We start from the raw sequence: 26241 nt of genomic DNA on the forward strand, positions 1-26241 counted from the left end.
CCGGGGCGTGGGACGACATAGTCGCAAGGGCTCCGCGCCGCCGGTGGCCGACACCGGTCAGCAGCCGGCCCCCGGACGGACGACGGGGGCGGCGCAGCCGCAGGGAGCACCCGCCGAGCGCGCCCCGGGGCCGGGCCGCCGGCGCAGGACGCCCGACGGGGGCCAGACCGCACCGGGCACCCAGGGGCGACCGGGACCGCCGCCGGGACAGGGGGCACCGGGGTACAGGGGTCCCGCGCACGGCGCACCCGGGTACGGCACTCCGGCGCACGGCATCCCCGCGTACGGCACCCCCGCGCGCGGCGTTCCGGCGCACGGCGCCCCCGCCCACGGGGCCCCGGGGCAGGGGACCCCCGCCCACGGCACCCCCTCCTACGGTGCCTCCGGATACGTCGGATCCGCCTTCGACACTCCCGCGCACGGGACGCCCGGGACCCCCGCGCACGGTGTTCCCGCGTACCGGACTCCCGTACGTGGCGGGCACCCGCAGCACGACGAGGGCTCCGCGCCGCGACCCCAGCAGTACGCGTCCCGGCACGGCTCCCCCCGTACCGACGGGCCCGAACAGGGTGACTCCCGGGCGGCGTTCGTCCCCGGGCCCCGCCGTGAGAGCGCGCCCGAACCGGTACCCGAGGCGGTCGAGGCCCCGGTCGTCCGGGGCGGTCTCGGCCGTACCCTCACAGGTGTCGCGGCTGCCGCCGTCGCCACCGTCCTCGCCTTCGTCGTCGCCGGGCAGGTCGCCGACCGGAAGGACGCCCCGGCCACCGCCCGCGCCGCCGAGCGGCCCGCCGAGCGGGCCGCGGACGACTCCGCCTCCCGCTCCGACGGACGGGCCACCCCGAAGACCCCGGCAGCCCCGGCCCCGGCCGCCACCCCGGCGCCCACGTACGAGCAGCTGATGACCCGGCAGTTCCCGATCGACCCGAAACTGGAAGGCTCCGGCGAGTTCACGACCGTGCCGGGCTTCCAGAAGGCACCCGGGAAGGGGCGCCTGATCCGCTACCGGATCGACATCGAGAAGGGGCTCGGGCTCGACCCGGGCCTCTTCGCCGACGCCGTGCACAAGACCCTGAACGACCCGCGCAGCTGGGCCGGGCAGGGAGCGATGACCTTCGAGCGGGTCTCCAGCGGGGAGTCCCAGTTCGTGCTCACGCTCGCCAGCCCCGGCACCACGGGCGACTGGTGCGCGAAGTCCCGTCTCGACACCACCGTCGACAACGTGTCCTGCGACTCGGCCTCCACCGAGCGCGTGATGATCAACGCCTTCCGCTGGGCGCAGGGATCGGCGACCTTCGGCCCCAAGGCGATGTACGCCTACCGGCAGATGCTCATCAACCACGAGGTCGGGCACCGGCTCGGGCACGGCCATGTGAGATGCGGTACCCCCGGCGCGCTCGCCCCGGTGATGCAGCAGCAGACGAAGTCGCTGAACATCGGCGGAATCAAGTGCCGCGCCAACCCCTGGGTGTACCCGACGGGCTGAGCGCCGGGAGAGGCGCCAGGGGCTGGCCCTTGCCTGACCTTCCGTGACGGATCTGACGCTTAGCGCGACAGAACGCGACGGGGGCGGGAAAGTTACGTGCATTCACCCCTTCCGGTGGTGCGACGGACAACCGTCCGTCGCACCACCGGTTTCTCCGCTTACGTTCTTCCCGCTGCGAGTCACCGGACCAACGGTGGCCGCCGCCAAGGGAGATCGGGGGTGCACTCGTGCGGATCGGACTGCTCACGGAGGGTGGCTACCCGTATGCCACCGGTGAATCCGGACGCTGGTGCGAGCGGCTCGTACGCGGGCTCGGGCAGCACCAGTTCGACCTGTACTCCCTCGGCGGCTCCGGCACCCCGACGCCGCTCCCCCCGAACACCCGCGTCGTCCGCACCGTCGGCCGGGGGGCCTCCGACGCGGCCCCGGCCCACGGGAACCTCCTCGAACGGACCGCCTTCGGCCCCCGCGCCGCCCGCCGCGCCTACGGCCGCCGCGACCGCCACCGCTTCACCGAGGCCTTCCACCGGCTGACGGCCGGGCTCTGCGCGGAGGACCACGACGCCTTCGCCACGGGCCTCTACGCGCTCGCCGAACTCGCCCGCGAGCGCGGCGGACTCCCCGGTGCGCTCCGCTCCGACGACGCCGTCCGCGCCCTCGAAGCCGCCTGCCGCGCGGCCGGCGCGAGCCGGGGCGCCGCCGCCGCTGGCCTCCCCGACCACCTCGCCTTCGTCGAGCACGTCGAGCGCGCCCTGCGCCCGCTCTCCCTCGACTGGTACGAGGAGGAGGCCCTCGGCGCGGCCGACCTCTGCCACGCCACCGCCGGCGGCACCACCGCTCTCCCCGGCCTCCTGGCCAAACGCTTCTTCGGGACCCCGCTGCTCGTCACCGAGTACGGCGCACCGCTCCGCTCCCACTACCTCTCCACCGCCGGAGCCGACCGCTCCGCCCCGCTGCGGGCGCTGCTCGCCGCACTCCACGGCCGGCTCGCCGCCGAGGTCTACGGACAGGCCGCGCTCCTCACCCCGGGCAACGCGCACACCCGCCGCTGGCAGGAGAAGTGCGGCGCCGACCGGGCCCGGATCCGTACCGTCCACCCCGGCATGGCGGCCGACCGCTTCGCCGAGGTCGGCGAGGACGAGGAGAGCGGCGACCCGGCCACCCTCGTCTGGGTCGGCCGCGTCGAACCCGCCAAGGACCTCATCGCGCTGCTGCACGCCTTCGCGGAGATCCGGTCACGGCAGCCCGACGCCCGGCTGCGGATCGTCGCCGTGCCCGTACGGGAACCCGGCGCCGGCGCGTACCTCACGCACTGCAGGGGGCTCGCCGCCCAGCTCTTCCCCGACGAGGCCGCCGGGGCGCACGCCGTCGGCGAGAACCCGGTCACCTTCGAGGAACTCGGCGGCCCCGAGGCGCCCACCCTGGAGGACACCTACGCCTCCGGCGCGGTCGTCGTCCTGTCCAGCGTCGTGGAGGGCTTCCCCGCCACCCTCGTCGAGGCGATGTTCTGCGCGCGCGCCACCGTCTCCACCGATGTCGGCGCGGTCGTCGAGATCATCGGCGGCACCGGCCTCGTCGTCCCCCCGCGCAACCCCCGGGCGCTCGCCGACGCCTGCCTCGCGCTGCTCCGCGACCCCGAGCGCCGCTACCGGCTCGGCGCCGCCGCCCGCGCCCGCGCGCTCGAACTCTTCACCGTCGAACAGAACCTCGCCGCGTTCCGCGGTATCTACCTGGAGCTCCTCTCCCACGCGCCCGTGCGCCACCGCCCCGGGGACGGCGTGCCCTTCGCCCACCCCGCCGAGGCACATGTACGGGGCAGCTGGGCCAACCAGACCGTGAACGCCGGGACAGGAGCCCCCGATGCCTGAAGGAGGCACCCCCATGCGCGGCTCCGCCGCCCCGACGAGCCCCGGAGCCTGGGACGCCCGCTCCGAGGCCCTCCTCGGCGCCCCCGCCCTCACCCCGCCCACCGGCGGGACGCTCGACCTCCGCGGCCCGGAGGACCCGGCCGCTCCGGTGGCCGGCGCCGACCGGTCGGACCCGGCCGAACCGATGGACGGACCGCCCTCCGGGATAGGCCGGGCCCAGGGGGAGGCCGCCGAGATCCCCCCCGAGCCGGGGGACACCGCGCGGGCGGACAGCGCCCAGGCGGACACCGCGCCGGAGAGCACCGCGCCGGACTCCCGTACGCCCGGCCTCCCGGTCCCGGCCGACGGCCCCTCCGCCCGTGCCCCCGCCGCCGCCCGCCCCCGGCGCGGGCACGCCGACCCCGTCAAGGTGCTCATGCACCGCCACCGGGAGCTCTGCGCGCGGGCCGTCGACCCGCTGGAGATCGCCGCCGGACTCGAAGCGCAGGGGTTCACCGACCGCACCGCCGCGCGCTTCCGGCACCGGGACGTGTTCTCGCTCGCCGAGGAGCTCTACGCGCGCGTGCCCCGGGGAAGCGAACCGGCCCCGCCCCCCGCGCCGGTCCGACAGGACACCGACGCGTGGGTGCTCGCCGTCCTCACCCCCGGCGCCGCCGCCGCGCTCACCGGCATCGGACTCGCCCTCACCCACGGCCCCGTACGGTTCGCCGTCGGCGCCACCGGCGCCCTCCTCCTCGCCGGGGCCCTGCTGCTCGCCGTCCGGCGCGGCCCGCTCCGCGTCCCCGAGGGCCGGAGCGTGCCCGCCGCCCGCCTCTGGACCCTCTGGCTCCTCGCCTACGCGGTCGGCGGCGACGGACTCCTCGGCCAGGTGCTCAGCGGCGGCCCCGACGGCCCCTGGGACCTGACCACCGGACCGCTCCTGGGCCTCGCGCTCGCCGTCGCCCCCACCGCCTGGTGCGCCCGCCTCTTCGCGAACCGGGCCCGCCGCCGGATCGTCGTCAGCCGGGGCCTCGCCGACTTCGCCGCCGGCGTCCGCCCGTTGCTCCTCGCCACCGTGACCCTCCAACTCCTCGCCCTCACCGGCCTCCTCGAACTCACCGGGTTCAGCTCCGGGGCCCTGGCCCTCGGCGCCCTCCTGCTGTTCGCCCGGCTCCTCACCGTCCACGGCTTCCCCGAGACGGCCACCGCCGCCCTCGCCGCCGCCTGCGCCGCCGAGGCGCTCGCCCTCGCGAGCGTCCTCGCCTCCCGCGTCCCCGTCCCCGGCTTCGACGCGCTCGCCGCCCCGGTGCGCGCCCTCGTCGACACCTGGGGTCCCGGGGCCGTACCCACCCTCGTCTGCGGCGCCGCCGCGTTCGGCCTGCTGGCCCACGCGACCGGCGCCCTCGTCCGGGCCTCCGCCCACGCCACCCCGTGAAGAGCCCATGAACACCCCGCACACCCGCGGAGCCGACGCCGCGGGCGTGCCCCGTCACCTCTCTCATCACCCCGCAAGGAGACCGAAGACCATGACCCCTCAATCCCAAGGACCGGCCGGTCGGCACGAAGGGGCCGCGCGATGAGGGTGCTACTGCTCGGAGCCAACGGCTTCATCGGCCGCTTCGTCGCCGACCGCCTGCTCGCCGACCCGGCCGTGCACCTCACCGCGCTCGGCCGGGGGGACGACGCCGATGTGCGTTTCGACCTCGCCTCCGGGAGTCCGGGCGCGCTGACCCGCTTCCTCGACGCCGTCCACCCCGGGGTCGTCGTCAACTGCGCGGGCGCCACCCGCGGCGGCGCCCGCGACCTGACCCGGCACAACACCGTCGCCGTCGCCACCGTCTGCGAGGCCCTGCGCCGCAGCGGCTGCGGCGCCCGGCTCGTCCAGGTCGGCTGCGCCTCGGAGTACGGGCCGAGCCAGCCCGGTTCCTCGACCGCCGAGGACGCCGTACCCCGCCCCGGCGGGCCGTACGGGGTGTCCAAGCTGGCGGCGACCGAACTCGTCCTCGGCTCGGGGCTCGACGCCGTGGTGCTCCGGGTGTTCTCGCCCGTGGGGCCGGGCACGCCCGCCGGTTCGCCGCTCGGGCGTCTGGCCGAGGCCATGCGCCGGGCCATGCAGGCCGGGGACGGCGAGCTGAAGCTCAGCGGACTCGGGGTGCAGCGGGACTTCGTCGACGTCCGGGACGTGGCGCGGGCCGTGCACGCCGCCTCGCTCTCCGCCGCGCAGGGCGTCGTCAACATCGGCACCGGCCGGGCGGTCCGCCTCCGTGACGCCGCCGCCGTCCTCGCCCGGGTCGCCGGCTACTCCGGCAACCTCCACGAGCTGGACGCCCCGCACGGCATGCCGCAGCGCCCGATGATCGGCGCACCCCGCACCGAGGGGACCATCGCCGACCAGCTGGCCTCGGCGCCGTACCCGTACCCCGACGGCTGCGGCCCCTGGCAGCAGGCCGACGTGCGCACCGCCCGCGACCGGCTGGGCTGGCGGCCCCGGATCAACCTGGAGGAGTCGCTCGCCGACATCTGGATGGAGGCGGCGTGTCGCATCTGACGGCGACCGGAGCCGTCCAGGCATTGGGGGTGGGCGTGCCCGGCTACGCCCACCCGCTGCTCGCCCCCGTCGAGTGGGGCGAGCTGACCCGGCCGGGGACACCGCTGCACTGGGCGGTGCTCAATGTGGCGGAGGGTCCCGGCAGCCGTCCGGACCCGCACTGTCTTGAGGCGGCGGGCAGGCTCCGCAACGCCGGGGTCCGGGTCCTCGGGCACCTGGACGCCTCCTACGGCTCCCGGCCGTTCGGGGAGCTGGTCTCGGACGCCCACCGCTTCCTCGACTGGTACCGGGTGGACGGCTTCTACCTGGACCGCTGCCCCGCGGACCGGGCCGACCTGGCCGGGGTGCGGCGGGTCACCGCGACCCTGGAGGCGATCCTCGGCGGCGAGGCCCACCTCGTCCTCGGCCACGGCACCCACCCCCACCCGGGATACGCGGAGACCGCCGACCAGCTGGTGACCTTCTCCGGTCCGTGGGCGGACTACCGCTGGTCACAGGCGGCCGAGTGGACGGCCGAGTACACGGAGGCCAAGTTCGTCCATCTCGTGCACGGCGTCCCGCGCACCCACCTGGAGGAGGCGCTGCGGATCGCCCGCTGGCAGGGGGCCGGGACGATCTTCTTCACCGACCGGACGGGGACCCCGGGGCAAACCGCGGCATTTCACTCGCTGCCCGGCTACTGGGACGAAATCGTCTCGCGGATCGGACCGGGTGTCTCGGAATGAGAAGAGGCGTGGCAGTGTTACGGGGAGAACAACCGTACTGACATACCGACAACCGGAGTCCCCGTGTCGCTGCCACCCCTGGTCGAGCCGGCTGCCGAGCTCACCGTAGACGAGGTCCGCAGGTACTCCCGCCACCTGATCATCCCGGACGTCGGGATGGACGGGCAGAAGCGGCTGAAGAACGCGAAGGTGCTGTGTGTCGGTGCCGGCGGCCTCGGCTCGCCGGCGCTGATGTACCTGGCCGCCGCCGGCGTGGGCACGCTCGGCATCGTGGAGTTCGACGAGGTCGACGAGTCGAACCTCCAGCGGCAGATCATCCACAGCCAGGCCGACATCGGCCGCTCCAAGGCCGCTTCGGCACGCGACAGCGTGCTCGGCATCAACCCGTACGTGAACGTGATCCTCCACGAAGAGCGGCTCGAAGCCGAGAACGTGATGGACATCTTCAGCCAGTACGACCTGATCGTCGACGGCACGGACAACTTCGCCACGCGCTACCTGGTGAACGACGCCTGCGTGCTGCTGAACAAGCCGTACGTGTGGGGTTCGATCTACCGCTTCGACGGCCAGGCGTCCGTGTTCTGGTCCGAGTACGGCCCCTGCTACCGCTGTCTCTACCCGGAGCCCCCGCCGCCGGGCATGGTCCCGTCCTGCTCCGAGGGCGGCGTCCTCGGCGTGCTGTGCGCGTCCATCGGCTCCATCCAGGTCACCGAGGCCATCAAGGTCCTGGCCGGCGTGGGCGACCCGCTGGTCGGCCGCCTGATGATCTACGACGCTCTGGAGATGCAGTACCGCCAGGTCAAGGTCCGCAAGGACCCGAACTGCGCGGTCTGCGGCGAGAACCCGACCGTCACCGAGCTCATCGACTACGAGGCCTTCTGCGGCGTCGTGTCCGAGGAGGCCCAGGAGGCGGCGCTCGGCTCCACGATCACTCCGAAGCAGCTCAAGGAGTGGATCGACGAGGGCGAGAACATCGACATCATCGACGTCCGCGAGCCGAACGAGTACGAGATCGTCTCGATCCCGGGCGCGCGTCTGATCCCGAAGAACGAGTTCCTGATGGGCACCGCCCTCCAGGACCTCCCGCAGGACAAGCGGATCGTCCTGCACTGCAAGACGGGTGTCCGCAGTGCGGAAGTCCTCGCCGTGCTCAAGTCCGCGGGCTTCGCGGACGCGGTGCACGTCGGCGGCGGCGTGATCGGCTGGGTCCACCAGATCGAGCCCGAGAAGCCGGTCTACTAGGCGACTCGTCGAAGGGCCCGGACCTCCTCAGGAGGTCCGGGCCCTTCGTCATGCGCTCGCGCTCAGCAGGTCGTGCCGTACTCCGGGACCGTGCCCTTGAGGAAGTACGCGTCGACCTTCTCCGTCACGCACCGCGAGGTGCCGTAGGCGCCGTGCCCCTCGCCCCTGTTGGTCACCAGGACGCCGACGCCGTCCCCGAGTTCCCTCGCCATCCGCTCCGCGCCCTCGTAGGGGGTCGCCGGGTCGCCCGTCGTCCCCACCACCAGGACCGGGGCCGCGCCCGGGGCGCTCGCCTCCGGGGTCGCCCGCTCGCCCTTCACCGGCCACCCGGCGCACCAGCCGGCCGTGTCCCAGGCGAGGAACGCGCCGAACACGGGGGAGAGGCGGCGGAATTCGGGCAGCAGCGCCTTCGCCTGCGCGGCGGTCGGCCGCGTGCTGGAGTCGGCGCAGGAGATCGCCCGCTGGGAGTGGGACTGGGTGGAGTAATGGCCGCTCGCGTCACGGTCGTTGTAGGCGTCGGCGAGCGCGAGCAGGGCGCCGCCGCGACCGGCCCCGGCCTCCTGGAGGCCCTGGGTCAGCAGGGGCCAGTTGGCCTTCCCGTACAGGGTCACCGCGATGCCCGTGAGCGCCAGGCTCTCGGTGAGCCGGCGCTCGCCGACCGTCAGCGGGGCCCGGTCCAGCTTCCGCAGCAGGCGCGCGATCCGCTCGGTCCCGGCCTTCGGGTCCTGGCCGGTGCTCTTCAGGTAGTTGTCCAGGGCCCGCTGGAAGCCGGTCGTCTGGTGGCGGGCGTGCCCGAAGGTGTCGGCGGTCGGATCGACGACGGCGTCGAGGACGAGCCGGCCCACCTTCCCCGGGAAGAGATGGGCGTACGTGCCGCCGAGCTGGGTGCCGTACGAGATACCGAAGTAGTGGAGCTTCTCGTCACCGAGGACCTGCCGGATCAGGTCCAGGTCCCGGGCGGTGGCGCTGGTCGTGGTGTGCGCGAGGAGCGGGGCGGAGCGCTCGGCGCAGCCGGCGGCGAAGTCGGTGCTGTCCTTGAGGTACGCGGCCTCCTCGGCGGCCGTGTCCGGGGTGAGGTCGACGGTGGCCTCGGCGGCGGCCTGTTCGGCGTCCGTGCGGCAGACCACGCCCGCGCTGCGGCCCACGCCCCGCGGGTCGAAGCCGACCAGGTCGTAGCGCTCGTTCAGGCCCCGGTACTCCTCGGCCGCCCGGGGCAGGATGTCGACCCCGGAGGCGCCGGGGCCGCCGAAGTCGAACAGCAGCGAGCCGATGCGGCCGCGCTCGTCGGTGGCCTGCTTGCGGATCAGCGCGACCGGGAGGGTGGCGCCCGCCGGCTTCATGTAGTCCCGCGGCACCGTCACCGTGGCGCAGCGCCACTCCGCGCCGGGCCGCTGCCCGCCCTCCGGGGCGGGGCAGCGCTTCCAGTCGAGGCGCTGGCCGGTGAGGGGGCCGGGGAGCGCCGGGGTGGCGTCCGGCGGACCGGCCTCGGTGGCCGTCGGGCCTGTTCCGGTGGTCGTCGGTGAGGTGGAGGCGGGGCCGGGGGCCCCGCCGCCCGCACTCGTACAGCCCGCGAGCAGTACCCCCGTCACGGCCAGAACCGTCATACGTATCCGTACGGACATGTGTTCCCCCAGGATCCCGGCAAGGCGGTCATCCTAGGGGGTGTCTTGTCCACCGGGCCGGGCTCCCGGGGCCGGGCTACTTGCAGACGGTTCCCGAGGCGGGGACCCGGCCGTCCAGGAGGTACGCGTCGACGGCCTTCTTCACGCACGCGTTGCCGCTGTTGTAGGCACCGTGGCCCTCGCCCTCGTACGTCAGCTCCACGCCGACGCCCTGGCCGAGCGCCTCCACCATCGAGCGGGCGCCCTCGTACGGGGTGGCCGGGTCGCCGGTGTTGCCGACGACAAGGATCGGCGCCGAACCGGGCGCGGAGACGTCCGGGTGCTCCCAGAGCCCCGGCACCGGCCACTGCGCGCAGCCCGCCAGCGCCCAGCCCATGAAGTCGCCGAAGACGGGGGACGCCTCACGGAACCGGCCGAGCCGCTCCTTCGCCTGGCCGAGGGTGTAGCGCTCCTTGAAGTCCACGCAGTTGATGGCGGCGTTGGCGGCCTGGATGTTGCTGTACGAGCCGTTCTCGCCGCGCCCGTTCATCGCGTCCGAGAGCGAGAGCAGCAGCGCCCCGTCGCCGCCGTCCGCCGCGTCGAGCCCCTGCTCCAGATAGGTCCAGTACTCCTTGGAGTACAGGGCCTGCGCGATGCCGTTGGTGGCCTGCGTCTGGGTCAGCTTCCGGTCCCCGATGCCCGGGATCGGCTCCTTGTCGAGGGCCGCGAGGAGGTCCGTCACGAAGGACTCGACCTCGGCGACGGTCGTACCGGGCAGGGTGCACTCCGCGCCCCGGTCGACGCAGTCCCGGGCGAAGTTGTCCAGGGCGAGCTGGAAGCCCTTCGCCTGGCCGAGCGCGCCGTCCTCGACACCCGCCTCCGGGTCGACGACGGCGTCGAAGACGGCCCGGCCGACGTTCTTCGGGAACAGGTGCGCGTAGACGCCGCCGAGTTCGGTGCCGTACGAGATGCCGAAGTAGTGGAGCTTCTCGTCGCCGAGGACCTGGCGCATCAGGTCCATGTCCCGGGCGGCGTTCTCGGTGCCGACGTGCGGCAGGGCCGGGCCGGCGTCCCGCTCGCAGCCGGTCGCGTACTTCTTCTGCGCCTCCGACAGCGTCCGCTCCTCCGCCTCGTCGTCGGGCGTGAAGTCCAGGGCGTAGTAGGCGTCGAGTTCCTTGTCGCCGGCGCACTCGACCGGGTCGCTGCGGCCCACTCCGCGCGGGTCGAAGGACACCAGGTCGTAGCGGCCGCGCAGGGTCTCGTAGTCGGTGGCGAAGCCGGGCAGGCCGGTGATGCCGGAGCCGCCGGGACCGCCGAAGTTGAAGACGAGCGAACCGATCCGCCGGTTCTTGTCGCGGGCCCGGGCCCGGATGAGGGCCAGCTCGATCGTCTCGCCCTCCGGCACCGACCAGTCGAGCGGCGCCTGCAGGAAGGAGCACTCCCAGGTCGCGCCGCCGGGCAGCGGGGAGGGCGCGGGCCCGCCGCCCTCGGCGGCCGAAGGGGCCGGGCAGGGGGCCCAGGACAGCTTCTGCGCCGTCAGCGCGGAGAGGCCGCCGGAGCCGCTCGGCCGCGCCTGCTCCGCCGTCCCCTCTCCGCCGTCCGAGCACCCGGCGGCGAGCAGCACGGTGGTGGCGGTGAACAGAGCGGCGCGCTGGGCGGCGGAGATCGGCATAGGCCCATGGTGTGCCGCCGCCCGCGCACCCGCGCGGGACGGAGGTCCATGCGGGTGGCGGGCGGCGGGCGGTGATCGTGGGGGCGCGGGGCGACGGGCGGTGGTCCGCTACAGCGCTCCGCGCCTCGTCAGCCAGTTGAAGCAGATCCAGCCCGGCAGCACCGGGACCCACAGCGTGAGCAGGCGGTACAGCAGCACCGCCGGGGTCGCGACCTCGATGGGCAGGCCCACCGCCACCAGACCGAGGGTGAGCGCGCCCTCGACCGCGCCGACGCCGCCGGGCGTCGGCGCCGCCGAGCCGAGCGCGTTGCCCGCGAGGAAGACGACGGCCACGCTCGCGTAGCTGACCGTCACGGTCCCGTGCCCGAACGCCCGGATCGAGGCGTCGAGGCAGAACACGAACGCGGCGGTCAGGAGCAGCATCCCGCCGATGCCGGTCACCAGCTTCATCGGCCGCTGGAGGACGTCCAGCATGCGCGGCACGACACCGGCGAACAGCGACCGCAGCCGGGTCGAGACGAACTTCCGCATGAAGGGGATCGCCGTCGCGACCAGAACGAGGACCGCGACCGTGAGCAGACCCGCGATGACCGTCCTCGACGGGGTGAAGGACTGCGACTTCTCCGTACCCGTCAGATAGCCGAAGGAGAGCAGCAGCATGATGTGCACCCCGAGCTGGAACAGCTGCGAGGCACCGACGCTCGCCACCGCGAGCCCGGGGCGCACGCCCGCGCGCTGGAGGAAGCGGGTGTTGAGGGCCACACCGCCGACCGCCGCCGGGGCGACGATCTTCACGAACGAGCCGGCGACCTGCGCCACCACCGTCCGCCAGAACCCCACCCGCTCCGGTACGAAGCCCACCAGGGCCATCGCCGCCGCCACATAGCTGAGCGCCGAGAACACCACGGCGGCCGCCACCCACCGCCAGTCCGCCTGGCTGACCGTCGACAGCGGTGTACGGGCGATCTGCGACAGCAGGAAGTACGCGGCGACCGCGCCCGCGATCAGACTGACCAGCGTCCGCGGCTTGATCCGCTCCAGACGGACCGGCTCCACCGGCGCCTGCGGGCGGATCAGCAGCACCTGCTGACGGATCTGGGAGAGCAGGTCCTCCTCGCGGGCCTCGTCGAGAGCCTCGTCGAGCGCCCGCTTCTCGGCCTTCTTGTCCGCCTTCTTCTCGGCCTTCGTCTCCGTCTGCACGGTCTCGGGCCCGCCGTGCGCCGCCGCCTTCGCGAGCTCCCGCTCGTGCTTGGCCGCCTCCGAGGCGGCGAGCACGGCCTCACGCTCGCGTGCCGACCGCTCCCGGGCCTGTTTCCGCAGCGTCGCGCGCGTGGAGCGGCTCAGGGCGATCGGCTGGAGCAGGGGCAGACAGTCGGCGACGGTGTCGGGGCCGAGGACCTCGACGGCGGCGGCGACCGCCCGCTCGGCCCCGACCCGCAGACCGAGGGTGGTGAGCAGCTGGGCGACGTCCATCCGCAGGATGATGTCGCCGGCCGCGATCTCGCCGCCCCGCAGTTCGGTGAGGATCACCCTGCCGGAACGATCCACCAGGATCGCGTCGCCGGTGAGCCTGCGGTGCGCGATGCGGCGCGACTGGAGCGCCCGCACCTGGCGGAAGGCGCTGCGGACCAGTTCGTCGGTGATCTCGGCGTCGTCCAGCGAGTCCACACTGCGTCCGCCGATGTGCTCGTACACGAGCATCACGGCGTCCGGGCCGAGCTCCGAGGTGGCGATCAGCTTCGGCGCGTTCGCCCCGGCGGCGATGGCCGCGTACGCGAGGAGCGCCTCCTGCTCAAGGGCCTGCCGCAGCGAGACGATCGAGCGGCGGGTGGTGATCGTCCGGAGGGTGATCCGCCGCCACACCCGGTAGAAGAAGCCGTGGGCCTGCTGCTCCCGGTCGACGACGGTGACGTCCAGCGGTGGCCCGTCCTCCAGGGTCACGATGTACCGGCGGCCCCGGTCGCCGCTGTCCGCGGAGTCCGGGACGCCCTCGGCGCGCAGCGCGGTCACCGGTTTGAATCCGACCCGGCGCAGGCCGGCGAGGAGGGTCTGGCCGGTGGGCCGGACGTTGGGGGAGCCGACCGCGTACAGCGTGCCGTACGCCACCGTCCAGCCGATCAGGACGGTCAGGATGATCGACAGCGCGGTGGTGTAGCCGGCCACCAGCATCGTGAACGCGTCGAGCAGCAGCACCGCCCACAGCGACACCCGCCAGCGGGGTCTGCGGGCCATGCCGACGGCCGTCATGTACGCGATCACCGGGGCCAGGTAGTTGTGCACCGGGTCGGTGAGCCCGCCGCCGGACTGCGGCTGGGTCAGCGCGTCCTGGATCGTGCCGGGCGCGGCCTGGGCGACCCAGAGGTCGGTGGCGAGGGTGACGCCGTGTGCGAGGACGGCGGCGAGGACGCCGTCCGCGATGCGCAGCCCGTCACGTTTGATCAGACGTTCGATGGCGAAGGCGACCGGGACCAGCAGGACGGCGATGGAGGAGACGAGACCGGCGATCTTGACGAAGACGTCGGGTGCGCCGACCGCGCCCTTGTTGATGTCCTCCTCAAGGCCCGAGGTCGTCGCGTGGGCGAACGCGGCGATGGCGATGACGAGCCCGATCGCGAGCAGGCCGGCGAGCAGCCTCATCAGGTCGGAGGGCCGGTGGACACGGGCGGCGAGCAGCGGCTCGTCGCCGGAGACCCGCTCGGGCACGTCGGCCTTGCCCTCCTCGGGGGGCTGGGTGTCCGGGGCCATCACCATGTCCGTCTCTGCATGCGCGTCGTGTCGTTCTCGTTCTTGCTCGTGTTCTCGTTCTTGTACTTGTCGCTCTTGATCTCGTATCACCAGTCACCGCCCGGACGATGGTGGCACGAAGAACAGCCGCGCGGAGGCATCAGGGCCATGTCGGTGGGGTGAGGCAGGATGGGGCGGATGAGCATGGAGGAGCCCGTGGGGGAGACCGGAGAACTGCCCGAGTACGCGGAACGAGTGCTCGACGTGGCCGACGGCATCCCTCCCGGCCGGGTGATGACCTACGGGGACGTCGCCGAGTGGCTGGGCGAGGGCGGACCCCGCCAAGTGGGCCGCGTCATGGCCCTGTACGGCGGGACGGCGCCCTGGTGGCGGGTGGTCCGCGCGGACGGAACCCTGCTCCCCGGGCACGAGCTGCGGGCCCTCGGCCACTACCGCGAGGAGGGCACCCCGCTGCGCGAGGCGGGTCCGGCCGCCGAGGGGCACGTACCGAGGATCGACATGCGGCGGGCCCGCTGGGACGGATCTCACACCTGAGCCCGTCCGCCGGGGGAGCACACGGAGGGCGGGGCGCGCCCGCCGCCGGGACGGTCCCGCACGCGAGGGGGCGGGGCGCGGAGTACGGCTCGGCGGCGGGCCGTTTCGCGTAACGTCGACGTTCGCGTCTCCCGGAGCGGCGGAGGGCCCCCGGGCCCGACGGACGGCCGAGGCGGACGCCCGCCTCACCCGCACCACCACTCCCACCAGGACCGGCGACCCACGTGAGTACCTCCTCGACCACCCGGCGTACGCCGCCGCACCAGGGACAGCCGTACCCGGGTCCGGGACGGCAGCGGACCCCGGGCGCGTACCGACTGGTGCGTACCACGCCGGCCCCCATGGATCCCCCTCAGCTGGACGCAGCGCAACGGGAAGTGGTTGACCACGCGGGCGGACCACTTCTCGTCCTCGCCGGACCCGGCACCGGCAAGACGACGACCCTGGTCGAGGCCGTCGCCGCCCGCATGGAGCGCGGCGCCGACCCCGAGCGCCTCCTCGTCCTCACCTTCAGCCGCAAGGCCGCCGTCGAACTCCGCGACCGCATGGCCGCCCGGCTCGGCGGCCGCCGCCCGCCCCAGGCCACCACCTTCCACTCGTACTGCTACGCCCTCATCCGCGCCCACCAGGACGCCGAACTCTTCGCGGAACCCCTCCGGCTGCTCTCCGGCCCCGAACAGGACCTCGCCGTCCGCGAGCTGCTCGCCGGCCACGTCGACCTGGAGAAGGACGGCCTCGGCAGCATCCGCTGGCCCGACGAACTGCGCGCCTGCCTCACCACCCGCGGCTTCGCCGACGAGGTCCGGGCGGTCCTCGCCCGCTCCCGCGAGCTGGGCCTCGAACCGGACGCCCTCGCCCGCTTCGCGGACCGGGTCGGCCGCCCCGACTGGAAGGCGGCGGCCGGCTTCCTCGCCGAGTACCTCGACGTCCTCGACCTCCAGGGCGTCCTCGACTACTCGGAGCTGGTCCACCGGGCCGTACTGCTCGCCGGGGACACCACCCTGCCCGGGTACGACGCGGTGTACGTCGACGAGTACCAGGACACCGACCCGGCGCAGGTCCGGCTGCTGCACGCGCTCGCGGGCCGCGGCCGGAGCACGGTCGTCGCCCTCGGCGACCCCGACCAGTCCATCTACGCCTTCCGGGGCGCCGACGTGAACGGCATCCTCGACTTCCCCGACGCCTTCGGCGGCGCGGACGTACGCGTGCTGCGCACCGCCCGCCGCTCGGGCGCCGAACTGCTCGGGGCGACCCGGCAGCTCGCCCGGCGGATGCCGATGCCCCGGCTCCCCGCCGACCGGGTCCGCGCCCACCGGGACCTCACGGCGGCGCGGGACGGCGGCCGGGCGGAGGCGTACACCTACCCCACGGCCTCGGCGGAGGCCGAGAACATCGCCGACCTGCTGCGCCGCGCGCACCTGGAGGACGGCGTCCCCTGGCAGGACATGGCCGTCCTCACCCGCGCCGCCGCCACCCTCCCGTCCCTCCGCCGCGCCCTCACCTCGGCGGGCGTCCCGGTGGAAACGGACGCGGCGGACACCCCACTGCGCCACGAACCGGCGGTGGCGCCGTTGCTGCTGGCGCTGCGGGCGGTCTCGTCGGGGCCCGAGGCCGTGGGCCGGCCCGCGACCGACGCACCTTGGCTCTCCGTCGAAACCGCGCTGGAACTCCTCGCCTCCCCCCTCGCCGGCGTGGACCCCGCCGACCTCCGCCGACTCGGCCGCGCCCTGCGCGACGAGGAGCGCGACGCGGGCAACAAGGTCCCGCCGCCCTCCGACGCACTCCTCGCCCGCGCCCTCGCCGAGCCCGAGCGGCTCGTCGCGCACGACCCCGCGTACGCCCGCGGCGCCAAGCGGCTCGGCGACCTCCTCCGGGACACCCGCACCCTGCTCGCCGACGGCGGCACCGCCGAGGAGGCCCTCTGGGTGCTCTGGAACGGCACCCCCTGGCCCGGCCGCCTGGAGCGCGCCGCCCTGCGCGGCGGCCCCGCCGGGCGCAACGCCGACCGCGACCTCGACGCCGTCTGCGCCCTCTTCGAGACCGCCGCCCGCGCCGAGGAACGCGTCGGCGGCCGAGGCGTCCTCAACTTCCTCGAAGAACTCGACGCCCAGGACATCGCCGCCGACACCCTCACCCGCCGGCACACCCGCCCCGACGCCGTGCGCCTCATGACCGCCCACCGCTCCAAGGGCCTGGAGTGGAGCTTCGTCGTCGTCGCCGGCGTCCAGGAGGGCCTCTGGCCCGACCTGCGCCGCCGCGGCTCCCTCCTGGAGGCCGACCGCATCGGCCGCGACGGCCTCGCCGAACCCCTCACCCCCGGCGCCCTCCTCGCCGAGGAACGACGCCTCTTCTACGTGGCCGCCACGCGCGCGCGTGACCGGCTGGTCGTCACCGCGGTGAAGGCCGCCGCCGAGGACGGCGACCAGCCGTCCCGCTTCCTCACCGAGCTGGGCGCCGAGCCCAAGGACGTCCCCGGCCGCCCCCGCCGCCCCCTCGCCGTCTCCGCCCTGGTCGCCGAGCTGCGCGCCACCACCGTCGACCCGGCGGCCACGCCCGCGCTCCGCGACGCCGCCGCCCACCGGCTCGCGCGGCTGGCCGCGCTCACCGACGAGGACGGCCAGCCGCTCGTCCCCGCCGCCCACCCGGACCGCTGGTGGGGCCTCTTCGAGCCGACCCGGGGCGCGGCCCCGCTGCGCGACCGCGACCGGCCCGTCGCCCTGTCGCCCAGCTCCCTGGAGAACCTGGTCACGACCTGCTCCCTCCAGTGGTTCCTGGGCCGCGAGGTCAAGGCCGCGGCGCCCGCCACCGCCGCCCAGGGCTTCGGCAACGTCGTCCACGTCCTCGCCGACGAGGTGGCCTCCGGCCGCACCCCGGCCGATCTCGACGTCCTCATGACCCGCCTGGACTCCGTCTGGGACGCCCTCGCCTTCGACGCCCCCTGGAAGTCGGCCCAGGAGAAGGCCCACGCGCGCGTGGCCCTGGAACGCTTCCTGAGCTGGCACGTCATGGACCGGGGCGGGCGCACCCCGGCCGCCTCGGAGCAGGACTTCGACGTGACGCTGGCGGCGGGGGAGTACGAGGTCCGCATCCGCGGCTCCATGGACCGCGTCGAGACCGACGCGGAGGGCCGCGCGTACGTCGTCGACTTCAAGACCGGCAAGTCCGCGCCGACCCGCGACGAGGTCGACCACCACCCCCAGCTCGCCGTCTACCAGCTCGCCGTCCGCGAGGGCGCGCTCGACGAGCTCTTCGACGGCCGGCGGCCGGAACCCGGCGGCGCCGAACTCGTCCAGCTGCGCCAGGGCGCCCCGAAGAAGGAGGGCGGCGACGCCCTGCCGAAGGTCCAGGCGCAGGAGGCCCTCACCGGGGAGTGGGTCGGCGAACTGCTCGCCACCGCCGCCGGCCGGGTCCTCGACGAGCGGTTCACCCCCACCACCGGCCAGCACTGCACGACCTGCTCGTTCCGCGCCTCGTGCAGCGCCCGCCCCGAGGGCCGCCACGTCGTCGACTGACACCCCTCGGTCCCCGCTGTGGGGAGCGTCACGTACCCCTTCCGTACATCCTTCGCACTTCCTCGCAGGTCACTCTTCTCGCGACGTCCGGTAAGGGCGGCGTGAAGACAAGCTGTGAAGGACCGCTGTGAGGAGTACGGGCATGAGGGCCAACAGGAAGCTCTGGGCGACGGCGACGATCTGCGTGGCCCTGGTCGCCGGCGTCACCGGCTGTTCCCAGGACAAGGACAAGGCCGCCGCCGACCCCTTCGCCGGGCTCACCGCCGACGCCATCGCCGAGAAGGCCGTCACGACCACCAAGACGGCGACCTCCCTGCGCATGAACGGGACCGGCAAGACCGACGGCCAGGACATGACCACCGACTTCACCCTCGACAGCAAGGGCTCCTGCAAGGGCAGCATGTCCGCGGGTACGGGTGGCGAGGGCAAGGCCGAGATCCTGCGGACCGGCGGCTTCACGTACATGAAGGGCGACGACGCCTTCTGGCGCTCCACCGGCGGCGAGGAGGGCGCCTCGGCCGACGAGGCCGGCGCCATGTCCGCGCTCCTCAAGGGCCGCTGGATGAAGATGCCGTCCCAGGGCGACGACAACGACCTCGGCTCGCTCTGCGACCTCAAGACCATGATCAAGGAGATGGACGAGGAGGACAAGAGCGACCGCACGGGCCTGACCCGCGGCAAGGACGCCGACGTCGACGGCGCCGCCGCCGCCACCCTCACCAAGAAGAAGGGCGCCGAGACCACCACCTTCTACGTCGCCAAGGAGGGCAAGCCGTACGTCCTGCGCGTCGTCAGCACCGGCGGCAAGGAGCCCGGCACCGTCACGTTCAGCGAGTACGACAAGCCCCTCGCGGTCGCCGCGCCCCCGGCCGACCAGATCGTCGACATGGCGGAGCTGGCCAAGCTCGGCGGTTCCTGACCCACCCGGGTGGAGTAGCGGCCACGCGCGCGTGGAGCGACCCTGGTGGACAGGGCTCGGGTGAACCGCGAGGAGGCTCGCATGGCGTCCCACCGAAAGCTCCGTGCCGCGGCCGTCGTCTGCGCCGTCGCCGTCGTGACAGGCCCCGCACCCGCGGTGGCCTGGGCGGCGGCCGGCGCCCAGGCCGCCGCACCGGCGGTGACGGCCCCGTCACCCGATCCGTTCGCCGGCCTCACCGCCGAGCAGATCGGGAACAAGGCGGTCACCGCCACGCGGTCCGCGACCTCCCTCCGCATGACCGGCCGGCTGTCCACGGGCGGCCAGCCGCTCGACATCGACTTCGCCGTCAACGACCACGACGAGTGCACCGGCGTGATGAAGATCAAGGGCGGCACCGCCGAACTCCGCAAGGCCGACGCGATCACCTACCTCAAGGGCGACGAGGCCTTCTGGCGCGCCTCCATGACCTCCCAGGGGATGTCCCCCGCGCAGATCGCCGCCACGATCGAGCTGGTCAAGGGCCGCTGGCTGAAGATTTCCCCGGGGCAGGCGGGCAGCGCCGACCTCGGCGGCGTCTGCGACCTGAAGTCGCTCCTCGCGGACCTCGGCAAGGACAAGGCCGAGCGCCGCGGCCTCGTCAGGGGCCCGGACGCGAAGGTCGGCGGCACCCCGGTCGCGACCCTGGTGAAGAAGAGGGCCGACGGGGAGACGACCAGCGTGTCCGTCGCCCAGGAGGGCAAGCCGTACATCCTCAAGATGGCGAAGAAGGGCGGCGGCGAACCCGGCACCCTGGTGCTCTCCGACTACGACAAGCCCGTCAAGGTGGTGATCCCGCCCGCCTCGGAGACCGTGGACCTGTCGAAGCTGGACCAGGGCACGCCCGCGTGACGAGCCCCTGATGACCTTCCGGGCCGGAGCCGTACCGGACCGGAATGTCGGTCGGCCCCGTTAGCCTCTTTGGGGTGACCTCACGCATCACCGACCCCGAGCAGCTCAAGCAGCTGCTCGGCATCCCCTTCACCCCGGAGCAGACGGCCTGCATCACCGCGCCGCTCGCCCCGCACGTCGTCGTGGCCGGAGCCGGCTCCGGCAAGACGACGGTGATGGCCGCCCGCGTGGTGTGGCTGGTCGGTACCGGCCAGGTCGCCCCCGAGCAGGTGCTCGGCCTCACGTTCACCAACAAGGCCGCCGGTGAACTCGCCGAGCGCGTCCGCACCGCCCTCGTCCGCGCGGGGGTCACCGACCCCGACGTCATCGACCCCGACGAGCCCCCCGGCGAGCCCCGCATCTCGACGTACCACGCCTTCGCCGGTCAGCTCCTCACCGACCACGGCCTCCGCATCGGCCTGGAACCCACCTCACGGCTCCTCGCCGACGCCACCCGCTACCAGCTCGCCGCGCGCGTGCTGCGCGAGGCCCCCGGCCCGTACCCGGCCCTCACCCGGTCGTTCCCGACCCTCGTCACCGACCTCCTCGCCCTCGATGCCGAGCTGGCCGAACACCTCGTACCGCCGGAGACGCTCCGGGCGTACGACTCCGAGCTGCTCACCGCCCTCGACGGCGCCCGGCTCAGCAACGCCGAACTGCGCAAGATCCCCGAGGCCGCCGCCGCCCGCCGAGAACTCCTCGACCTCGTCGTCCGCTACCGCGCCGCCAAGAGCTCCCGCGACCTGCTCGACTTCGGCGACCAGATCGCCCGCTCCGCCGAGCTGGCCACCACCCGGCCCGAAGTCGGCGAGATCCTCCGCCAGGAGTTCCGGGTCGTCCTCCTCGACGAGTACCAGGACACCTCCGTCGCCCAGCGGCTGCTGCTCTCCGGACTCTTCGGCCGGAGCGCCGCGGGTCCGCCCACCGGCCACGCCGTGACCGCCGTCGGCGACCCCTGCCAGGCCATCTACGGCTGGCGCGGCGCCTCCGTCGCCAACCTCGACGACTTCCCCGAGCACTTCCCGCACGCGGACGGCAGCCCCGCCGACCGCTACTCGCTCTCCGAGAACCGGCGCAGCGGCGGCCGTCTCCTCGACCTCGCCAACCGGCTCGCGACCCCCCTGCGCGCGATGCACGCGGGCGTGGAGGCGCTGCGGCCCGCGCCCGGCGCGGAGCAGGACGGCAGCGTCCGCATCGCCCTCCTCCCCACCCACGCCGAGGAGATCGACTGGCTCGCCGACTCCCTCGCCCACCTCGTCCGCACCGGCCGCGAGCCCGGCGAGATCGCCGTCCTGTGCCGTACCGCCACCGACTTCCCCGCCATCCACGCGGCCCTCGTCGCCCGTGACGTGCCCGTCGAGGTCGTCGGCCTCTCCGGCCTCCTCCACCTGCCCGAGATCGCCGACCTCGTCGCCGTCTGCGAGGTCCTCCAGGACCCCGGGGCCAACGCCGCCCTGGTCCGCCTCCTCACCGGCCCCCGCTGGCGCATCGGCCCCCGCGACCTCGCCCTCCTCGGCCGCCGGGCCCGCCTCCTGGTCCACCGGGGCGGCGACGCGCCGGACCCCGAACAGCGGCTCGCCGCCGCCGTCGAGGGCGTCGACCCGGCCGAGGTCGTCTCCCTCGCCGACGCGCTCGACACCTTCCTCGACTCCGGCGGCGCCGCCGACGACGGCCTGGCGTTCTCCGCCGACGCCCGGGTCCGCTTCGCACGCCTCGCCGCCGAGTTGCGCGCCCTGCGCGGCTCGCTCGCCGACCCCCTCATGGACGTCCTGCACCGGGTGCTCTCCGCGACCGGCCTGGAGGTCGAGCTGTCCGCGTCCCCGCACGCGCTCGCCGCCCGCCGCCGCGAGACCCTCGGCCACTTCCTCGACATCGCCGCCGGCTTCGCCTCCCTCGACGGCGAGGCGAGCCTGCTCGCCTTCCTCGGCTTCCTGCGGACGGCCGTCCAGTACGAGAAGGGCCTCGACAACGCCCTCCCCGGCGGCGAGAACACCGTCAAGGTCCTCACCGCCCACAAGTCCAAGGGCCTGGAGTGGGACGTCGTCGCCGTCCCCGGCCTGGTCGCCGGCCAGTTCCCCAGCGCCCGCGCCCGCGAGTCCTGGACCTCCCAGCCGCAGGTCCTCCCGCACGCCCTGCGCGGCGACGCGCCCACCCTGCCCCGCATCGACACCTGGGACGCCAAGTCCCTCTCGGCCTTCAAGAACGACATGAAGGACCACCAGCACACCGAGGAACTGCGCCTCGGCTACGTCACCTTCACCCGCCCCCGCTCCCTGCTGCTCGGCTCCGCCCACTGGTGGGGCCCCTCGCAGAAGAAGCCCCGGGGCCCCTCGGACTTCCTCCAGGACCTGTACGAGCACTGCGCGGCGGGCCACGGCGACATCGAGGCCTGGGCGCAGGAGCCGGGACCGGAGGAGAAGAACCCGACCCTTGCGGACGACGGGACGGACCAGACCTGGCCGCTGCCCCTGGACGCGGACGCGCTGGCCCTCCGGAGGAGGGCGGCGGAACAGGTGAAGACGGCGCTGTGGTCCATCGACACGGCACCGGACACCGAGGACGCGCACGGGGAGCCCTCGTACGGGGAGCCCTCGCACGGGAAGCCCCCGCATGGGGAGCCCTCGCACGGGAAGCCCCCGCAAGGGGTCCCCCCGCATGGGGAGCCCCTGCACGGGGACCCCTTGCACGGGGACCCCCTGCCCAGGGAGACCCCGTACCGGGAGGCCGGGCCCACCCAGGCCCCGTCCCCGGCGGACCCGCACCCCGAGGACCCCTGGCCCGAGGAGGAGGAACCCCTCTGGGACGAGGAGACCCTCCCCGAGGACACCCACGCGGACAGCGTCCCCGCGCCGAGGGACCCGGAACCCGGGCTGACCCCCGAGGACGCCCGGACCATCGCCTCCTGGGACCGCGACCTGACCGCCCTCACCACCGAGCTGCGCCGCGCCCGCGCCACCACCCGGGACGTCCTGCTCCCCGCGTACCTCTCCGCCTCCCAGGTGCTGCGGCTCGCCGCCGACCCCGACGGCTTCGCCCAGGAGCTGGCCCGGCCCATGCCCCAGGCGCCGCAGCCGGCCGCCCGCCGGGGCACCCGCTTCCACGCGTGGGTGGAGTCCCGGTTCGAGGAGCTGCCGCTGCCGTTCCTCGGCCCGGAGGAGCTGCCCGGCGGCGAGGACTTCGCGGGGGAGCCGGAGATCCTGGACGAGCGGGACCTCGACGAACTCAAGGAGGCCTTCGCCCGTACCCCGTACGCCCACCGCACCCCGTACCGCGTCGAGGTCCCCGTGCACCTCTCGCTCGGCGGCCGGGTCGTCCGGGGCCGGATCGACGCCGTCTACCGGGACCCGGACTCCGGGGCGTACGAGATCGTCGACTGGAAGACCAGCAGGCACCGCACCGCCGACCCCCTCCAGCTCGCGATCTACCGGCTCGCCTGGGCCGAGCAGCACGGCCTCCCGCCCGAGGAGGTCGCCGCCGCCTTCGTGTACGTCCGAACGGGTGAGGTCGCGCGGCCCGCCCGGCTGCCCGGCCGGGCCGAGCTGGAGACCCTCCTGCTGGGAGGGGCACCCCAGGACGCCGGATAGGCTCGGGGGCATGAGCGAGACCCCGGACAGCGCCGTCCACGCCGTACGTACGTACATCGAGCAGCACCGTGCCGCCTTCCTCGGCGACCTCGCCGAGTGGCTGCGCATCCCCTCCGTCTCCGCGCAGCCGGACCGGGCCGACGACGTACGGCGCAGTGCCGAGTGGCTCGCCGCCAAGCTGACGGAGACCGGCTTCACCACGGTCGAGGTCTGGGAGACCGACGGCGCCCCCGCCGTCTTCGCCGAGTGGCCCTCCGACGACCCGGACGCCCCGACCGTCCTCGTCTACGGCCACCACGACGTGCAGCCCGCGGCCCGCGAGGACGGCTGGCACACGGACCCCTTCGAGCCGACGGTCGTCGACGGCCGGATGTACGCGCGCGGGGCGGCCGACGACAAGGGCCAGGTGTTCTTCCACACCCTCGGCGTCCGCGCCCACCTCGCCGCCACCGGCCGCACGGCGCCCGCCGTGCACCTCAAGCTGATCGTCGAGGGCGAGGAGGAGTCCGGCTCCCCGCACTTCCGCGAGCTCGTCGAGACCCGTGCGGGGCGGCTCGCCGCCGACGCCGTGATCGTCTCCGACACCGGCATGTGGTCCGAGACCACCCCCACCGTGTGCACCGGCATGCGCGGGGTCGCCGACTGCGAGATCGAGCTGTACGGCCCCGACCAGGACATCCACTCCGGTTCCTTCGGCGGCGCCGTCCCGAACCCGGCCACCGTCGCGGGCCGGATCGTCGCCGCCCTCCACGACGAGCACGAGCACGTGGCGATCCCCGGCTTCTACGAGGGCGTGACCGAACTCACCGACGCCGAGCGCGCCCTCGTCGCCGAGCTGCCCTTCGACGAGGAGGCCTGGCTGCGCACCGCGAAGTCGCACGGCACCCTCGGCGAGGCCGGCTTCTCCACCCTGGAGCGCGTCTGGGCCCGACCCACCGCCGAGGTCAACGGCATCGGCGGCGGCTACCAGGGCCCCGGCGGCAAGACGATCGTCCCCGCCTCCGCCCAGCTCAAGCTGTCGTTCCGGCTGGTCGCCGGCCAGGACCCGGCCAAGATCGAACTGGCGGTACGGGACTGGCTCGCCGCCCTCGTCCCCGCCGGCATCCGGTACGAGATCGTCTTCGGCGCCCCGACCCGCCCCTGCCTCACGCCCCTCGGCCACCCCGCCCTCAAGGCGGTCGCCGGGGCCATGAGCCGGGCCTTCGACGGCGCCAAGGTCCGCTACACCCGCGAGGGCGGCTCGGGACCGGCCGCCGACCTCCAGGACGTCCTGGAAGCGCCTGTCCTCTTCCTCGGCATCTCCGTCCCGTCCGACGGCTGGCACGCCCCCAACGAGAAGATCGAACTCGATCTCCTCATGAAGGGCGTCGAGACGACCGCGCACCTGTGGGGCGACCTGCCCGCCGCCCTCCTCGTCGCCCAGCGCTGAACCCACACACCGATCCGGGGGAGTTGGAAGCACCTGTGAGCACCTTGAAGAACGCGCAGAGCGGTCCGAAGCACGCGCCGGCGGACCGCCCGATCTCGCTCACCGCCCCGAGCGGCATCGACCGCGCCGCGCACCACCGCCTCGACGAGGCGTGGCTGGCCGCCGCCTGGAGCCACCCCACCACCCGGGTCTTCGTGGTCTCCGCGGGGCAGGTGCTCATCGACGACCTGCCGGACGGCAGCACCGAACTCGTCATGACCCCGGCGTTCGAGGCGCCGGTCACCGAGACCCACCGCTACTTCCTCGGCACGGACGCCGAAGGCGTCTCCTACTTCGCGCTCCAGAAGGACTCGCTGCCCGGCCGCATGGACCAGTCCGCGCGGCCCGCCGGGCTCCGCGAGGCCGGTCTGCTGCTCTCGGACCGGGACGCCGGCCTGATGGTGCACGCGGTGGCCCTGGAGAACTGGCAGCGCCTCCACCGCTTCTGCTCGCGCTGCGGCGAGCGCACGGTCATCGCCGCGGCCGGCCACATCCGCCGCTGCCAGGCCTGCGGCGCCGAGCACTACCCGCGGACCGACCCCGCGGTGATCATGCTGGTCACGGACGACCGGGACCGGGCGCTCCTGGGCCGTCAGGTGCACTGGCCGGAGGGCCGCTTCTCGACCCTCGCCGGTTTCGTGGAGCCGGGCGAGTCCATCGAGCAGTCGGTCGCCCGCGAGGTCTTCGAGGAGGCGGGCGTCACGGTCGGCGAGGTCGAGTACATCGCCAGCCAGCCCTGGCCGTTCCCGTCCAGCCTGATGCTGGGCTTCTTCGCCCGGGCCACGTCCTCGGAGATAAACGTGGACGGCGAGGAGATCCACGAGGCCCGCTGGTTCTCCCGCGAGGACCTGGCCGCCGCCTTCGAGTCCGGCGAGATCGTGCCCCCGTACGGCATCTCGATCGCCTCCCGGCTGATCGAGCGCTGGTACGGCAAGCCGCTGCCGAAGCCGGGCGACGTGGTCTGACCGACGGATACGACCGAGCCGGGCGAGGTGGTCCGGCCGACCGGTACGACGAAGCCCCCGGCCGTGTGTCGCCGGGGGCTTCGTCGTACCGCTCGCGGGGCTCAGGCGGTCAGCGCCTGCTTGACCTGGGCCAGCGACGGGTTCGTCATGACCGACTCGGTACCCGTGGGGGCCACCACCAGAAGCGTGGGCACGGTCTGGTTGCCGCCGTTGGCCTTCTCGACGAAGGCCGCCGACTCGGGGTCCTGCTCGATGTTGATCTCGGTGTACGCGATGCCCTCGCGGTCCATCTGGCTCTTCAGCCGACGGCAGTAGCCGCACCACGTGGTGCTGTACATCGTCACAGTGCCCTGCATGACCAGGCGCTCCTCTTCTTCGCTGACGGGTGCCGAGAAGGAGAACGTACGGGCCTTCCGTCCCATTCCCGGAGTTCGTATGACCGGCGAGGCCCCCTGTGGACAAGCCTCCG

17 protein-coding genes are annotated in these 26241 nt (G+C 74.1%); 13 read left to right on the forward strand and 4 right to left on the reverse strand.

Features of this window, described 5'->3' with window-relative positions:
* The first annotated feature begins 7 nt into the window (after nt 1-7).
* From V4Y03_RS22665 to moeZ, 6 genes are all read left to right on the forward strand, one after another.
* On the forward strand, nt 8-1483 hold the full coding sequence (locus V4Y03_RS22665; protein WP_332436113.1) for a DUF3152 domain-containing protein: 1476 nt from the start codon (nt 8-10) through the stop codon (nt 1481-1483).
* A 227-nt stretch (nt 1484-1710) separates the two neighbouring features.
* A complete protein-coding gene (locus V4Y03_RS22670; protein WP_332436114.1) occupies nt 1711-3351 on the forward strand; it encodes a DUF3492 domain-containing protein in 1641 nt (546 codons plus the stop codon).
* Entirely contained in the window at nt 3344-4765 is a 1422-nt protein-coding gene (locus V4Y03_RS22675) for a hypothetical protein (protein ID WP_332436115.1), read from the forward strand. Before V4Y03_RS22670 ends, V4Y03_RS22675 begins: the two co-directional genes overlap by 8 nt.
* Nucleotides 4766-4906: 141 nt before the next feature.
* Complete coding sequence (locus V4Y03_RS22680; protein ID WP_317878378.1) at nt 4907-5878, forward strand: NAD-dependent epimerase/dehydratase family protein; 972 nt, start codon at nt 4907-4909, stop codon at nt 5876-5878.
* Nucleotides 5866-6603, forward strand: a complete 738-nt coding sequence (locus V4Y03_RS22685) for a spherulation-specific family 4 protein (protein WP_332436116.1) — start codon at nt 5866-5868, stop codon at nt 6601-6603. Before V4Y03_RS22680 ends, V4Y03_RS22685 begins: the two co-directional genes overlap by 13 nt.
* A 63-nt stretch (nt 6604-6666) precedes the next feature.
* Entirely contained in the window at nt 6667-7845 is a 1179-nt protein-coding gene (gene moeZ / locus V4Y03_RS22690) for an adenylyltransferase/sulfurtransferase MoeZ (RefSeq protein WP_317878376.1), read from the forward strand.
* 62 nt (nt 7846-7907) lie between these two features.
* Here moeZ and V4Y03_RS22695 read toward each other — a convergent pair whose 3' ends face one another.
* The 3 genes from V4Y03_RS22695 to V4Y03_RS22705 form a co-directional block, all read right to left on the reverse strand.
* A complete protein-coding gene (locus tag V4Y03_RS22695) occupies nt 7908-9467 on the reverse strand; it encodes an alpha/beta hydrolase (RefSeq protein WP_332436117.1) in 1560 nt (519 codons plus the stop codon).
* Nucleotides 9468-9543: 76 nt separating this feature from the next.
* Entirely contained in the window at nt 9544-11118 is a 1575-nt protein-coding gene (locus V4Y03_RS22700) for an alpha/beta hydrolase (protein ID WP_332436118.1), read from the reverse strand.
* A 108-nt stretch (nt 11119-11226) separates the two neighbouring features.
* A complete protein-coding gene (locus tag V4Y03_RS22705; RefSeq protein ID WP_442809845.1) occupies nt 11227-13869 on the reverse strand; it encodes a flippase-like domain-containing protein in 2643 nt (880 codons plus the stop codon).
* Nucleotides 13870-14031: 162 nt separating this feature from the next.
* Between V4Y03_RS22705 and V4Y03_RS22710 the strand changes: the two genes are divergently transcribed.
* From V4Y03_RS22710 to nudC, 7 genes are all read left to right on the forward strand, one after another.
* Complete coding sequence (locus V4Y03_RS22710; RefSeq protein ID WP_056551386.1) at nt 14032-14397, forward strand: MGMT family protein; 366 nt, start codon at nt 14032-14034, stop codon at nt 14395-14397.
* A gap of 224 nt (nt 14398-14621) precedes the next feature.
* The gene (locus V4Y03_RS22715) at nt 14622-17909 is read left to right on the forward strand and encodes an ATP-dependent helicase (protein ID WP_332436119.1); all 3288 of its coding nucleotides are present in this window, start codon (nt 14622-14624) and stop codon (nt 17907-17909) included.
* Nucleotides 17910-18051: 142 nt separating this feature from the next.
* Entirely contained in the window at nt 18052-18828 is a 777-nt protein-coding gene (locus tag V4Y03_RS22720) for a hypothetical protein (protein ID WP_332436120.1), read from the forward strand.
* A gap of 81 nt (nt 18829-18909) precedes the next feature.
* Nucleotides 18910-19716 (forward strand): hypothetical protein, encoded by an 807-nt coding sequence (locus V4Y03_RS22725; protein ID WP_332436121.1) that lies wholly within the window; start codon nt 18910-18912, stop codon nt 19714-19716.
* Nucleotides 19717-19790: 74 nt separating this feature from the next.
* Nucleotides 19791-23339, forward strand: coding sequence for an ATP-dependent helicase (locus tag V4Y03_RS22730; RefSeq protein WP_332436122.1), 3549 nt, complete (start codon nt 19791-19793; stop codon nt 23337-23339).
* A gap of 10 nt (nt 23340-23349) precedes the next feature.
* On the forward strand, nt 23350-24768 hold the full coding sequence (locus tag V4Y03_RS22735) for a dipeptidase (RefSeq protein WP_317877366.1): 1419 nt from the start codon (nt 23350-23352) through the stop codon (nt 24766-24768).
* A gap of 35 nt (nt 24769-24803) precedes the next feature.
* Nucleotides 24804-25772, forward strand: coding sequence for an NAD(+) diphosphatase (gene nudC / locus V4Y03_RS22740; RefSeq protein ID WP_443079818.1), 969 nt, complete (start codon nt 24804-24806; stop codon nt 25770-25772).
* Between the two features lie 101 nt (nt 25773-25873).
* On the opposite strand, the gene V4Y03_RS22745 is transcribed toward nudC, so the two are convergent.
* Entirely contained in the window at nt 25874-26128 is a 255-nt protein-coding gene (locus V4Y03_RS22745; RefSeq protein ID WP_056553652.1) for a mycoredoxin, read from the reverse strand.
* Nucleotides 26129-26241: the final 113 nt, after the last annotated feature.

The organism is Streptomyces sp. P9-A4 (genome assembly GCF_036634195.1).
Taxonomy (GTDB): domain Bacteria; phylum Actinomycetota; class Actinomycetes; order Streptomycetales; family Streptomycetaceae; genus Streptomyces.